Annotated in this window: 13 protein-coding genes; 9 read left to right on the top strand and 4 right to left on the bottom strand. The window is 61.5% G+C overall.

Annotation, left to right across the window (positions count from 1 at the left end; translation table 11 throughout):
• Nucleotides 1–241: 241 nt before the first annotated feature.
• Both SYN60AY4M2_RS03540 and SYN60AY4M2_RS03535 read right to left on the bottom strand, forming a co-directional pair.
• On the bottom strand, nucleotides 242–916 hold the full coding sequence (locus tag SYN60AY4M2_RS03540; RefSeq protein WP_011429819.1) for a DUF3318 domain-containing protein: 675 nt from the start codon (nucleotides 914–916) through the stop codon (nucleotides 242–244).
• Between the two features lie 175 nt (nucleotides 917–1,091).
• Nucleotides 1,092–1,583 carry a YajQ family cyclic di-GMP-binding protein gene (locus SYN60AY4M2_RS03535; protein ID WP_099812298.1) on the bottom strand — a complete coding sequence of 164 codons (492 nt, stop codon included), beginning with the start codon at nucleotides 1,581–1,583 and terminating at the stop codon, nucleotides 1,092–1,094.
• Between the two features lie 118 nt (nucleotides 1,584–1,701).
• Here SYN60AY4M2_RS03535 and SYN60AY4M2_RS03530 point away from each other — a divergent pair, with 118 nt between their 5' ends.
• Entirely contained in the window at nucleotides 1,702–2,544 is an 843-nt protein-coding gene (locus SYN60AY4M2_RS03530) for an SDR family oxidoreductase (RefSeq protein WP_011429821.1), read from the top strand.
• A 112-nt stretch (nucleotides 2,545–2,656) separates the two neighbouring features.
• The gene (locus tag SYN60AY4M2_RS03525; protein ID WP_011429822.1) at nucleotides 2,657–3,019 is read left to right on the top strand and encodes an FHA domain-containing protein; all 363 of its coding nucleotides are present in this window, start codon (nucleotides 2,657–2,659) and stop codon (nucleotides 3,017–3,019) included.
• Here SYN60AY4M2_RS03525 and SYN60AY4M2_RS03520 read toward each other — a convergent pair.
• Entirely contained in the window at nucleotides 3,016–4,281 is a 1,266-nt protein-coding gene (locus SYN60AY4M2_RS03520; protein WP_240527712.1) for a lipopolysaccharide biosynthesis protein, read from the bottom strand. The two genes, SYN60AY4M2_RS03525 and SYN60AY4M2_RS03520, sit on opposite strands and share 4 nt — an antisense overlap.
• A 121-nt stretch (nucleotides 4,282–4,402) precedes the next feature.
• On the opposite strand from SYN60AY4M2_RS03520, the gene mrdA reads away from it, so the two are divergent.
• The 5 genes from mrdA (at nucleotide 4,403) to SYN60AY4M2_RS03495 (ending at nucleotide 9,986) form a co-directional block, all read left to right on the top strand.
• Nucleotides 4,403–6,283: a penicillin-binding protein 2 gene (gene mrdA, locus SYN60AY4M2_RS03515; RefSeq protein WP_099813224.1), complete on the top strand. Its 1,881-nt coding sequence runs from the start codon at nucleotides 4,403–4,405 to the stop codon at nucleotides 6,281–6,283.
• 332 nt (nucleotides 6,284–6,615) lie between these two features.
• A complete protein-coding gene (locus tag SYN60AY4M2_RS03510) occupies nucleotides 6,616–6,933 on the top strand; it encodes an HU family DNA-binding protein (RefSeq protein WP_011429825.1) in 318 nt (105 codons plus the stop codon).
• A complete protein-coding gene (locus SYN60AY4M2_RS03505) occupies nucleotides 6,908–8,149 on the top strand; it encodes a threonine-phosphate decarboxylase (protein ID WP_346426044.1) in 1,242 nt (413 codons plus the stop codon). Before SYN60AY4M2_RS03510 ends, SYN60AY4M2_RS03505 begins: the two co-directional genes overlap by 26 nt.
• A 26-nt stretch (nucleotides 8,150–8,175) precedes the next feature.
• Nucleotides 8,176–8,841 (top strand): hypothetical protein, encoded by a 666-nt coding sequence (locus tag SYN60AY4M2_RS03500; RefSeq protein WP_011429827.1) that lies wholly within the window; start codon nucleotides 8,176–8,178, stop codon nucleotides 8,839–8,841.
• Between the two features lie 380 nt (nucleotides 8,842–9,221).
• Nucleotides 9,222–9,986 (top strand): hypothetical protein, encoded by a 765-nt coding sequence (locus SYN60AY4M2_RS03495; protein WP_240527877.1) that lies wholly within the window; start codon nucleotides 9,222–9,224, stop codon nucleotides 9,984–9,986.
• Nucleotides 9,987–10,186: 200 nt separating this feature from the next.
• Here the strand turns inward: SYN60AY4M2_RS03495 and SYN60AY4M2_RS03490 are convergent, their stop codons facing one another.
• On the bottom strand, nucleotides 10,187–11,263 hold the full coding sequence (locus SYN60AY4M2_RS03490) for an ABC transporter substrate-binding protein (RefSeq protein WP_099812296.1): 1,077 nt from the start codon (nucleotides 11,261–11,263) through the stop codon (nucleotides 10,187–10,189).
• A gap of 18 nt (nucleotides 11,264–11,281) precedes the next feature.
• Here SYN60AY4M2_RS03490 and nadC point away from each other — a divergent pair, with 18 nt between their 5' ends.
• Nucleotides 11,282–12,124 (top strand): carboxylating nicotinate-nucleotide diphosphorylase, encoded by an 843-nt coding sequence (gene nadC / locus SYN60AY4M2_RS03485; protein WP_099812295.1) that lies wholly within the window; start codon nucleotides 11,282–11,284, stop codon nucleotides 12,122–12,124.
• A gap of 156 nt (nucleotides 12,125–12,280) precedes the next feature.
• A complete protein-coding gene (gene nadA, locus SYN60AY4M2_RS03480) occupies nucleotides 12,281–13,213 on the top strand; it encodes a quinolinate synthase NadA (protein WP_011429831.1) in 933 nt (310 codons plus the stop codon).
• Nucleotides 13,214–13,240: the final 27 nt, after the last annotated feature.

Below are 13,240 nucleotides of genomic sequence, written 5' to 3'. Positions count from 1 at the left end.
TCGCGTAGTGACAACGGAAACGGACAGAATGCTATCGCTTCACCGCTGAGCAGTAATGCTCAGCAGTGTTCAGCGTAAATGTATCAGCTTCCCTGACTGGTTTCCGCCGTGGGTTGCACGGTGGCAGCATGCTGAGACAAGTCAGTGAAGCGTGAAGCCGGTACGCTATCGGTTCGCGCAGCGTGGCGTCACCCATGTTTGAGGGTCGGGAGTCATCCCCCACCTAGTTTGCAGGAACTGCTCAACGCTGAAAGGGATTTTGGTAGGGGTTGGGGTTCTGGCCCTTGTTGCGGTACTTGGGATTGATGGTCAAGGTGCCGGATCCCAGGCCCCGCTGCGCCAGAAACTCCAGGTTGCGGCGGCGCATGGTGGTGTCGTAGTCGTTCTTGACGCGATCTTCCAGGATGGCCACCTGCTGCAACGCGCTCAGCAAAATGGCAGCCGCCTGTTCGGAGGTGTAGCCATTTTGGGAGGCGTAGCGCACGGCAAACTCGTCGGCTGCCACCTGGGCCTTCTGGCCTTTCTCTGCTTTGCGCAAAAGAAACACCGCCGACGCCGCCAAGCCGGCTGCCAAGCCCACGCCCAGGTTATCCCCCATCTGCAACTCCACCAAAATGCCCATGCTGCCGGCCCCGATCAGCGCGGGATACAGCAACAGGGCCGACCAGTTATCCCCCAAGGCCAGCTCGGTGGCCATCACCGCTTCCCGCAAAAAGTAGATCTTTTGTTGGTCAGGGCTCAGCTTCTGCCAGCGGCTGAGGTCAATGGCGAAGCGGGTGTACTTCTGCCAGGGGAAGCGCCAGAGCGGCTGCACAACCCGAGATTGGTCAGGGGTGCCGATCTCGATCTGCACCTCGGGGCGGATCTCCACCGGGAGAAACTGGATCAGGCGATCGAACTCAGAGATAGTGTACATACTGGCACGGCAGAGTCGCGGCTGGAGATGGAGATCATCCCCATAGTAAGGGATCCTAGCTTTTTCTGCAGACTGGTTCCAAGAGAGGCTGTGGCGATGGGATGGCGAGAGCCGGGATCGCTCTGCACCAATCCTTATCATCAACCAGGGATCCCCCCGACTTTGTATCGGCTCTCTATCGGTAATTGACAAATTGGAGCGCCACCGGGTAATCCTGCTGCTTGAGCATTTGAATGACCGCCTGCAGCTCATCTTTGTCTTTGCCGGAAACCCGCACCAGATCCCCTTGAATGGAGGGCTGCACTTTTTTGAAGTTGTCGCGGATTTGTTGGGCAATCTGCTTGGCCAGCGCCGCATCGATGCCCTTTTTCAGCCGAACCACCTGGCGCACCCGGTTGCCGCCGGCACTCTCCGGAGGTTGAAAGTCGAAGATCTTTAGGGAGAGGCCCCGCTTGGCCGCCTTGGTGAGGAGGAGATCGCGAATGGAGTTGAGAGCCATCTCGCTGGCGGTGGTGATGGTCAGGGATCCCTCCTCCAGCTCGATTTCTGTCTGAGTATCCTTGAGGTCATAGCGCTGTTTGATCTCCCGCCGGGCTTGATCCACGGCATTCACCAGTTCCTGCCGGTCGAAGTCGCTGACGATATCGAATGAGTAGGTAGAGGCCATAAACTGTATCTTCGCTACCGCTCCGTATCTTAAGCCCTCAGGCCAAGCAGGGATCCCCAACCCCCAAAGAAGCTACAACAGGTAAAGGGATCCCAGTCCAGATTTGCGGAGAAGCAGGATGGCCGATGTTGTTTTAATTACAGGCGCTTCCGAAGGCATCGGCAGGGCCACGGCCTTTACCTTTGCCCGTGGCGGCTACCGCTTGGCGCTGGCTGCCCGTACCGCCGAAACCCTGAGACAAACCGCCATCGAGCTGGAGCAAAGCCTAAACGCCGAGGTCTTGGCCGTTCCCACCGATGTCACGCAGCCAGAACAGGTGCAAAACCTGGTGGAGAGAACCCTAGAACGCTATGGCCGCATCGATTGCCTGATCAACAACGCCGGCATCTGCCTGAAGGGCCCTTTTTTGCAAACCACCCTGGAACACTGGCAGGCGCTGATGGCGGTCAATTTTTGGGGCTACCTGTACACCATCCGGGCCGTGCTCCCCGATATGCTGAAGCGCAAAAAAGGTCAGATCATCAACGTGGGATCGGTCGGCGGCAAGATGCCCCTGCCCCAAATGAGCGCCTATTGTGCCAGCAAGTACGCGGTCAGTGGGCTGACGGAGGCGCTGCGGCTGGAACTGCAACCCCACGGGATCCAGGTGATCGGCGTCCATCCGGGCATTGTCAGCAGCAATTTTCTCAAGCGAGCCATTTTTTTGGATGAGGGGGGGCCGGAGTCCTCTCCCGATGGCCAATCGCAAGCCTCAGGTGGGAAAGCCCGCGAGCAAATGCAACAGGCGCTGGAGAGTTTTTGGGCCAGCCGGCCAGAAGAAGTGGCCGCAGCCATTTGGGACGCCGCTCGCCAGTCCAAGTCGGAGGTGGTGGTGGGCATGGCCCAATGGGCAGTAGGAGCCTATGCCCTTTTCCCAGAGCTGGTGGGCCCGCTGCTGCAAAGGGCCGCTGGCCGACCTTGAGATTTGGCAGGTCATCTTAGGCGATTCTGCAGCTCTGCCAATTCTGGAGTCGAGCTTCTATTCTATAGTATGGTGCTAAGGTTAGATTCGGGCAGTTGCAGCGGAAGGGATTATGGTTGATTCTGCGCCTTCTCCTCCGAGTGCTCAGCAGCACATCTTGGTCGTGGAGGATCGAGATGGCCGCCGCAGCCAGGTGCTGACCTCTGCGAAATACTTCATTGGTCGCGACCTGGCCAACGACATCTGCCTTAACTCCCAGTACGCCTCCCGCTACCACGCCATGCTGCTGCGCGTTCCTGCTGAGAAGGAGGGAGAGTACTACTACCGCATTCTCGATGGCGATCTGGAGGGTAGGCCCAGCACCAACGGCCTGCTGATCAACGGCCAGAAAATTTCTACCCACCAACTTAAGTCGGGGGATGTCATCAGCTTTGGTCCGGACGCCAAGGCCACCTACATCGTCAAGACCTCCTAGTTCGAGCTGGGTTGGCCTCCCTCTGGAAAGCGCAATTGCTGTCGAATTAGCAGCAGCAAGGCCAGCACCAGCGCCACTTCTGAGAGCAAGGTGGCCGAAGCCGCCCCTCGCCAACCCCACCTCGGGATCCAAACCGCATTCAAAAGCCCGTTGAGCCCCAGAGCCAGCAGTTGCAGGCGGCTGCGGGGCTTTTGCAACCCTGACCCGGTGAGCAGGTGAGACAGCAGCAGGTGGATCCCCTCCAGCAAGATCACCGGGCTAAGCCAGCGCAGGATGAGGGCCGTCTCTTGGTAAGCCGACCCCAGCACCCAAGGGATCCCGTAAGAGCCCAATGCCACCCCCAAGGCGGCCAAACTGCCGTAGCCCGCCACCCAAGGGGAAAGGTGCCAGGCGTAGCGGCAGCCCTGCGGCAGGCTTTTCTGTCCTTGGCGGCACAGCTCGGCAAAGTGGCTGGTGAGCAGAGCGATCATCGGCGTTTGCGAAAAGTTGATCACCCGGTAGGCAGCGCTGTAGAGCCCCCCCGCTGCTGCCGAGGCCAGGCGGGGCAAAAGCAGCTTGTCCAGGTCGGTGAAGGTTTTGGCCGCCGCCAGCCCCACGGCAAAGTCCCAGCCCGCCACCAGCCGTTCCCCCAGATCTCTCCAGGCCAGGGGGGGAGAAGGCTTGCTCCACCGTCCCATCCCCCGCGCCATCAGCAGCAGCACCGCCAGCACCATCAGCCCGTAGAGAATGGCCCATTGGGTTAGGGATCCCCAGCCCAAGGCCACCGCCAGCAGCACAGCCCCCAATCGCCCCAGCGCCATGCCGGTGTCGATGAGGGCCACGCCGGCAACTTGCTCTTGCCCAATCAGGATCCCTCGGTACACCTCAGGAATGGCGATAAACAGCAGGTCGCTGGCCAGCAGGATCCCTACCAGCAGGGGAGAAGTCTCCGCCAGCCAGAGGCTCAGGAGGGGCGCCAACAGCAGCGCCATCCCGCCGCAGCCCAGTCCGGCCAGCCACAGGCTGGGACTGATCTCCGGGGCAGCCGCGACAGATCTCCGGTTGCTTAGGCGCTGGATCAGCAATTCCGATTGGCCCCAGTAGCCAAAGGGGGCAGCTAGGTTGCTGCAGGCCAAAATCGCGGAGAACACTCCAAAAGCTTCCGGCCCCAACAGCCGCGCCAGCAGGATGAAATAGGCCCCGGACAACCCCAGGCGCAGGCCATTGCCCACCATCAGCCAGGCAGCCTGGCGCAGCCGTTGTCGTTGCCCTGCCCTATCCACGCGGCCCTCCTGGACGAAGCTTGCCGCAGCCGGGGATACTGGAGGGAGGCCGAGACGGCCCGCCCAGACGTGTGACGTTGTGCGCTGGGTGGATGAGTTGCAACTTTTGCAGCAATTCTTCATGGCCAAACTTTACCCTGTTGGCGGCCCCGCCTCATCGGCGGGACGGGATCCGAAGACCCTGTTTTCTCTCCACTCCAGGCCCCCCGACCCGCGCCGCGTCCTTCCCCCGCCGCCCAGGAGCCCTCGCTGGCTGGGATCCCCGCCAGCCAAAGCGGTGGGCCAGGGCTACCGAGCTGTTGTCTTGCTCCTGCTGGCCAGCGTGTTGCTGTTTGGAGGGCTGGGATCCCGCCTGGCCTACCTGCAACTGGTGCGCACCCAGTATTACCGCCAGTTGGCCGATACCAACCGCATTCGTCTCTTGCCCCAGCCGCCGGAACGGGGGCGCATTGTGGATCGCAACGGCGTGTTGTTGGCGGGCAGCCAGCTCTCCCACTCGGTCTTCCTGTGGCCGCTGGTGCAATCGCGGCAGGGCTGGCAGGAGACGATCCCCAAGCTGGCCCGGTCCTTGAACATGGCTCCCGAAGAGATTGCCCAAAAACTGGAGCGGGCGGGCTATCGCTCCCCGTTTCCGGTGCGCATCCTGCGCAACGCCAGCCCCCAGGTGGTCACTCAACTGGAAGAGATGAGCCGCGAGCTGCCGGGGGTGATGGTGGAGGCAGAGACGGTGCGGTTTTATCCCCATGGCGACCTGGCCGCCCACCTGCTGGGCTATACCGGCGAGATCTCGCAGGAACAACTGCGGGCCGATCCCAGCTATCGCCTGGGGGATATCGTCGGCCTGATGGGCGTGGAGGAATTGTTCGAGAGCCATCTGCGCGGCCAATGGGGCGGGCGCCAGGTGGAGGTAGACGCCATGGGAGAAGTGCTGCGGGTGCTGGGAGAGCAAGCGCCTCGACCGGGCAACACCCTGCAGCTGACTTTGGATGTACGCCTGCAGCAGGCAGCGGAGCAGGCCCTGGGCCAGCAGAAAGGAGCAGTGGTCGCCATGGATCCCCGCGACGGCTCGATCCTGGCCATGGCCAGCTATCCCACCTTTGATCCCAACCTCTTTTCCAGCCGCATCACCCAAGCCCAGTGGGAGAGCCTGCAACAGCGGGACTTCCCCTTCCTCAACCGCGCCCTGCGGCCCTATCCCCCCGCCAGCACCTACAAAATCATCACCACCGCCGCCGGGATCGAGTCGGGAGCCTTTCCCCCGGATACGGTGCTGCAGACCGGCCCCTACATCCAGGTGGGCGGGTGGAGGTTCTGGGACTGGAACCGGGCCGGTTTCGGGCGGCTGAACTACCGCCAGGCGATGGCCTACAGCAGCGACACCTTCTTCTACCAAATTGCCCTGGGCACCAAGGCCGCCCCCCTGCAAGAATGGTCGCGCCGCTTCGGGCTGGGGCAATTGACCGGGATCGGCCTCAAAGGGGAAGCTGCTGGGCTGGTGCCCGACGCCGAGTGGAAACAGCGCCACTGGCGCGAGCCCTGGTACATGGGCGATACGGTCAACATGTCCATCGGCCAGGGATTTATCACCGCCACGCCGCTGCAGATGGCGGTGGTAACAGCAGCGGTGGCCAACGGCGGCTGGCGGGTTCGCCCCTTGCTCTCGCAGCAGGTGATCCCGGAAAGCCCCGTGCCCCTGCGGCAGAAGGTGGGTCTTTCCCCCGCCACGCTGGAGATCCTGCAGCAGGGGTTGCGGGATGTGGTGGTCTACGGCACCGGCGGCAACGCCAACCTGGGGCCGGGCTTTCCCCCCACCGCCGGCAAAACCGGCACCGCCGAGGATCCGCCGCGGCGCTCCCACGCCTGGTTTGTCGGCTATGCCCCCTACGACCGGCCCGAATTGGTAGTCGTGGTCTTTCTGGAAAACAGTGGCGGCGGGGGTGGATCCCGGGCCGCCCCGATCTTCCGCGAGGTGATGCGGGCCTACTTCCAACGTGACTCGTGAGGCCCTGGGCGCGACTTGCCCCGGCATTCGAGGGGAGTGGATATTAGGATTATCGGTTGATCTCTCTTTGTTCCCAAAAAATTCCACTCAGCCCCCCTAAAATCCCTTCTCCAACCGGCTTCTGCCCTAACTTGGCTGTAGAATATGTCAGTGATTTGGAGCCAAACTGCCACAATCCTGCCATTCGCGCCAGCGGCGCCTTGGCGCAGTGCAGGGCAAGCCCCGCTCCTAAAAACTGAGAACACTCTGGGCCGTGGTTGCTTCGCAGCACCTCGCAAGTACGCGGCCAGAGTCTGTTTTAACCCTATTGCCTAACTCACGAGGAGATCAGGATGAACAAGGCAGAGCTTGTGGATGCCGTCGCTCATCGCGCCAACGTAACCAAAAAAGAAGCTGAAGCTGTCCTGACGGCGGCGCTGGAGATCATTGTCGAAGAGGTCGCATCCCGCGATGAAAACGGTGAACCCAAAGGAAAGGTGACCCTGGTGGGCTTCGGCTCCTTTGAGGCCCGCAAGCGCAAACAACGGGAAGGTCGCAACCCGAAGACCAACGAGAAGATGGTGATCCCAGCCAGCATTGTCCCGACTTTCACTGCAGGCAAAACTTTCCGCGATGCGGTGGCAGGTGGCCACAAGTCTTCGGGAGTTTGACGGGATCCCAGCCGTTCGCGCTCCTCAGGCGGAGTTCTCTCAGCGAACCTGGGCTTTGGGATGGACAGGCGTGCAACGGCCTCAGCATGGTGGCAATCGCGCTTGGGGGGCAGCCATTGCCGGCTGCCCTGCCGAGGCTATTTTGGATTTTTCGGCCAGCCTCAACCCCCTGGGTCCGCCGCAGTCGGTTTTGCAAGCTCTGGCTCGGGCCCTGTCGGCGTCGGATCCAGTTGCGATTAGCCGCTATCCGGATCCCGACTACCGCGAGCTGCGGGCCTGTTTGGCGCAGCGCTGGGCGGTCGATCCGGAGTGGATCTTCGTGGGCAACGGGGCGGCGGAATTGCTCACCTGGGCGGCCCGCGATGCCCAGGGACGGGAGGTTTGGCTGCCCCGGCCGGCTTTTGGGGACTATGAGCGGGCCCTGCGGGCGGCGGGTGTAACCCTCAGGGGTTTGGATCTTTTGCCCTCTCAGGGATCCCCCCCCTTGGCCTTGCTGCAGAAAGAGATCCGGGCGGACAAGACAGGCCGGGTGCTCTGGCTAAACAATCCTCACAACCCGACGGGCCGGCTTTTCCTCCGGCAAGACATCTTGCCCCTTCTGCCCCAGTTCGAGCAGGTGGTGGTGGATGAGGCTTTTATGGACTTTTTGCCAGGAGACGCCCCGCAGGAGCTGCCCCCTCTGGACGCCAGCTCAGAGGTGGGAGAGCTGCCCCGCAGCCAGACTTTGATCCCTCACCTGGAGGCCCACCCCAACACCATCGTCATCCGTTCGCTGACCAAGTTCTTTACCTTGCCCGGCTTGCGCATCGGCTTTGCTGTGGGGCATCCGGATCACTGGCGGCGCTGGCGGCAGTGGCGGGATCCCTGGAGCGTCAACGGATTGGCGGCGGTGGCGGCGGCGGCGGCTCTGGCAGATGAAGACTTTCGCCGGCGCACCCTGGCCTGGCTGCCTACGGCGCGGGAGCATTTGCTGAGAGGTCTACAGGGGCTACCCGGCTGGGATCCCTGGCCCGGCCAAGCCAACTTTGTGCTGGTGCGCTGCCCTGGCTCCGCTACGCAGATTCAAGAAAAGCTGTTGCGGCAGCACCGCATCCTGGTGCGGGATTGCCTGAGCTTTCCAGAGCTGGGGGATCGCTATCTGCGCATTGGCCTAAGAACCCTGCCGGAGCAGGAGCAGTTGCTATCGGCCTGTCGAGAGATCTTGGAAAATAGCTAGAGAGCTTCTTTCTGGCGAGAGGGATTATGGTTGAGGTGGTGACTCCCCTTTGGCGGGAGTGCGAGGCCTCTATCGTGAAGGGGGTGGCCCACCACAGCGATCTGGAACTGCTGCGAGCCTTTCAACGGCAGCCGCAGGCGGCGCGCTACTTCATCGCCCTGTTTTGCCGCTACTGCGCCTGGGTGGATGGGATCCTGGCCGAGCATCTGCCCCCGGAGCAGCGGGCTGCTTGGCGAGAGGAGGTTTGGCTGCGCCTGTATGCGCGCCTTCAGCATCTCGATGTCCGCACGCTCCAGAGCGAGGGGGGCGGGGATCCGGTGCTGGCACCCTGGCTGGCGGCGCAAATCCGCGAGCTGATCTGGCCTTTTGCGGGGCGGTCTGACGGCGCTGCTGAGGGTGAGGCTGCCCCTCCTCAAACTGCGAGCGCTGGTGCAGCGAAGCCCCCTCTTTCGCCGGCATTGGCCTGTTACCTGAGCGCGGCTCTGGACAACTTGCCGGGAGATATGCGCTTTATTCTGCTGCTACGGGATCGGTTTGGTTGGTCGCCGGAGCGCATCGCTGCCCAGCTCAAAGCTGACAGGTACTACCTCGCCCCAGAGGAGGTGGATGCCATTGTTGCCTCCGCTCGCCAGCTCCTGCTTCAGCATCTGCCGGCAGATGTGCGCGCCCTCTATCTTGCGGCCAATCCCTAGAAGAAGGCCTTCGGCTTGTGGCATGGTAGTGATGGCTTGCCTTTGTCCCTGGGGTTGGCTCTGTGGTTAAGCGGTTCTCGGGTTCAGCACCGGATCGGTTCTGCTGGCTTCCTAGCTCTTAGTCTAGCGAGGGTGAGTTGCCTATGAGTTTTTCTCCACTTCCCTCAGATGCTACTCGACCCCTACCGAGGGCCCCGCAAGCCCAGCCGACTCCTCAACTGACGCTTCAGGAAGCGCTGAGCTGCTTGCATCTGGATGAGCTCAAGGAATTGGAGCGATTTCGCCTCTGGCAACGTTTGCAGCGCAGGCCATCTGTCCCCTTGCCGTGGGCAGATCCCCTTGGAAGCGATATCCCCGTGGAGCGCTCTTCACCTGTGCTGATGCAAGAAGTCGTGGAAGACTTGGAGGAGGAAGAAACGCCACGGCCGGCGGGGGTGCTCTCCCCTCTTTGGGTCTTGCTGGTGTGGGCCCTCTCCTGCGCGGGGATCGGCTTTGGGGTGCGCTGGCTGATCTGGCCGGAAGAGCTGTCGCTTCCCCAAACCGCTGTCCTGGCCCACAAGACGGAAAAAGGGATCCCTGCCCAGGTGGATTTGGCCCGGTTGCCCTTGCTTCCCCTGGAGCCGCTGCCAGGACAGGTAGGGGAAGAGTTCTATTCAGGTGGGCTGGATCCCAGTCAGTTGGCGCTAGGGTTGGCCAACACTCCCAATCTGGAGGAGCTGCGGGTCGATCCCCTTCAGGATGTCGCCAACTTGTTGGACAGCCTACAAACCAACTTGGCCGCGGCTGCACAGAAACCTGCTCCTTCCCGCCCGAAAACAGTGGAGAAAGTGGCAGCCAGCCTGGAGCGCCCCTCCCAGCCCAAAGTGGCCACTGTTTCAGAATCTTTGCTCACGGTGCCCCTGCACAGCAACGATCTCGATTCCTTGGGGCCTAACCGCGGCGAAGGAACTTTTTTGGTGCTGACCACCTACTCCGGAGAGGAAAGCTTGGCGCGAGCTCGGCAAGTTGCCAATGACGCTTTTGTAAGAGATGTGAACGGCCAGAAGTTCGTGCAGTTGGCAGCATTTGAACAACTGGAATATGCCCGCTACCACGCTGAAACTTTGAAGAACAAGGGCTTCAACGTCACCATTGCCGAGCAGTAGCTTTGGCCAGCGGTCGGCAGGATACCCGAAGGTTAGTTACAGCCATTCATTGACAAGTAGCAGTGGAGCAGTGAGATGCCTAGTCCCCCTCTCCCAAAGGGAGAGGGTCTGGGGGTGAGGGCCTTTGGCAGAGCGGAACGGTCGGCAGCCCCCTCCAAACCGATGCAATCCCCTCCCCCTTCCCTTTTTTGCAACCTGACCTAGCTTTTGTAATAGGCAGTGCCTTTATTGACAAAGTCCAACGTGTAGGCGGCTTGGTAGTTAATGGTTGGCTCAAAGACACCCGCCACTGTCATGCTCTCGAAGAAGCTTTGCCAACGCTCGTGGGTCATGGCGCCAATGCCCTTTTCCAGGGCATCGCCAGACAAAATGATGCCGTACTCCTTCAGCTTCCCAAAGCTGTAGGCCAACTGCTCATCAGTCATCTCCGGGTTATCCTGCTTGATGAGGCGGTAGGCGGGGCGGGGATCCTCCAAAAAGCTGTACCAGCCCTTGATAGAAGCATCCACAAACCGCTGCACCAAGTCAGGCTTGCTTTCCACCAGTTGGCGCCGCGTCTCGATGGTGGTGGCATAGGGGTTGTAGCCGTAGTCGGCCAGGAGGAAGACCACTGGCTTAAAGCCTCCTTGTTTTTCAATGGCAAAAGGCTCAGAGGTGAGATACCCCTGCTGGGCCGAGCTGGGATCGGCCAAGAAGGGGCCAGGGTTGAAGTTGTAGGGGCGGGTTTGGTCGTCAGTAAAGCCGTACTTGGCTTTCAGGAAGGGCCAGTAGGTGGTAAAGGCCCCCTTGGATACGAAAATGGGTCGGCCCTTGAGCTCCTCCAGGCGCTGGGTGCCGGGATGGGCGAGGAGAACCTGGGGGTCTTTTTGGAAAATAGCCGCCACGCAGATAAGCGGGATCCCTTCCCGCACAGCGTTGATGACCCCTGCGCTTCCCCCCATGGCAAAGTCGGCGGCTCGGCCAGCCAAAATCTGGGTGATGTTGACGCCAGGGCCACCCATTTTGATGGTGACGTCTAGCCCATACTCGCGGTAAATGCCTGTGGCCACCGCCTGATAAAAGCCGCCATGCTCGGCCTGGGCATACCAGTTGGTAGCATAGGAAACTCGCTCGAGCTTGGATCTCTGGGCCACTATCAGAGTGGGGGAAGCCCGTCGTTGAGCCTGAGCCCCTGCTGCGGCCAGCCAACTGCCTCCAAGAGCGGCAGCTCCTGCTTTGAGCAGCTGACGACGGCTGAAGGTGCCGCCCTTGGGTCTAGAGGATCCAACCGAGGCCATAGGTAACTAAAGCGAAAGATGACGCAAGTATTATACATCCCGGAGGAGACCCTGTGTGCCTGGCTACAAGAAGATCTCGGCCACGGCGATCTCACCAGCGAGCTGACCCTGCCCCCCAGCGTTGAGGGGGAGGCGGTGATCCTGGCCAAGGAGCCAGGGATCCTAGCTGGCCTGGAAATTGCCAGGCGGGTTTTCCGGCTGGTGGATCCCCAGCTAGCGTTCGCCTCCCAGGTAGAGGAGGGAGCCTCTGTTGTCGCTGGCCAGGAGGTAGTCCAGATCAAGGGATCCCTGCGGGGCATTCTGGCGGCAGAACGGCTGGCGCTGAACCTTCTCCAAAGGCTTTCCGGCATTGCCACCCTCACCCGCACCTACGTAGAGGCGCTGCGGGGAACCTCAACCCAGCTTCTGGACACCCGCAAAACTACCCCCGGCTTGCGCGCCCTGGAGAAATACGCCGTGCGGGTAGGGGGCGGCAAAAACCACCGCTTTGGCCTCTTCGACGGCATCTTGATTAAGGAAAACCACATTCGCGGTGCCGGCGGCATCTTGGCAGCCGTCCAGCGGGCCAAAGCAGGTGCCCCCCACCACCTCAAGGTCGAGGTTGAGGTGCGCAACCTCCAGGAGCTGGAGGAGGCTTTGGCGGCAGGCGCCGATCTCATCCTTCTCGATAACTTCCCCTTGGAGCAGATCCGGGCTGCCGTTCAACGGGTAGGGGGGAAAGTTCCCCTAGAAGCCAGCGGCAACATGAACCTAGAGCGCGCCCGGAAAGCGGCGGAGGCAGGCGTTGACTACATCAGTGTGGGGGCCCTGACTCACTCGGCCAAGGCCCTGGATCTCTCCTTGCTCGTGGTGCGGCCCTGAGGTTTGCCCCAGGGAGCGCTGTTTCTAATGCTAGGCTAGGTAACGATCCCGCCTAAAGCAGGAAGGCCAGTTGCTGCCTGCTGGCAACTTCTCCTTAGCCCCGCACCAGTCCAGCTCTGCACCCGTGGCCGGCCCAGCCAAAACAGAAGGTTCACCATGACCCAAGAAACCCTTGTCCAGGAAATTGCTCGACTCAAGCAGGAAAGGCAGGCCGTTATCCTAGCCCACTCCTACCAACTCCCCGAGGTGCAGGAAGTGGCGGACTTTGTGGGAGACTCCCTGGGCCTGGCCCGCGAGGCCCAAAAGACAGATGCCCAGGTCATTGTCTTTGCTGGCGTCCACTTCATGGCCGAGACAGCGGCTATCCTCAACCCGGAAAAGACGGTGCTGCTGCCGGATCTGGAGGCGGGCTGCTCTCTGGCCGACAGCATCCGCCCAGAGGACGTTCTGCGCTGGAAGGAGGCCAACCCCGAGGGGCTGGTGGTGGCCTATGTCAACACGGCCGCCGAGATTAAAGCCATGGCCGATGTCTGCGTTACCAGCGCCAACGCTGTGCAGGTGGTGGCCAGCCTGCCGCCGGATCGCCCCATCTTCTTTGTGCCGGATATGTTCCTGGGGGCCTATGTAGCCCAGACAACGGGGAGGGAGTTGGATCTGTTCCCCGGCGAGTGCCACGTCCATGTGGGCATTCGCGAGGAGCACCTCAAGGCAATGGCAGAGAAGCACCCGGAGGCGGAGTTCCTCATCCACCCCGAGTGCAGTTGCGGCTCCAGTTGTCTATTTCTCAAGCCGGACGCCAAGCTCCTTTCTACCGAGGGGATGGTGCGTTATGCCAGAACTTCGGCCAGCCGCGAGTTTGTGGTCGCCACCGAAGTGGGCATTCTCCACCGGCTGCAAAAAGAGGCCCCCGATAAGACCTTTATCCCCGTCAAGGCGGACGCCGTCTGCGAGTATATGAAAAAAATTACCCTGGAGAAGATCTACCGCTCCCTAGTGGAGATGCGCTACGTGATCCAGGTGCCGGAGGCGGTGGCCGAAAAAGCCCGCAAGTCCATCCTGGCCATGCTGTCAGTGCCCGCCGGAGCCTAGAGGTGGAGGGGAAGAACGGGGCGCCGC

The sequence above is a fragment of the Synechococcus sp. 60AY4M2 genome (assembly GCF_002760375.1).
Classification (GTDB): domain Bacteria; phylum Cyanobacteriota; class Cyanobacteriia; order Thermostichales; family Thermostichaceae; genus Thermostichus.
The sequence above is the reverse complement of the archived record's forward strand: the minus strand, read 5'-3'. Positions and strand labels throughout refer to the sequence as shown.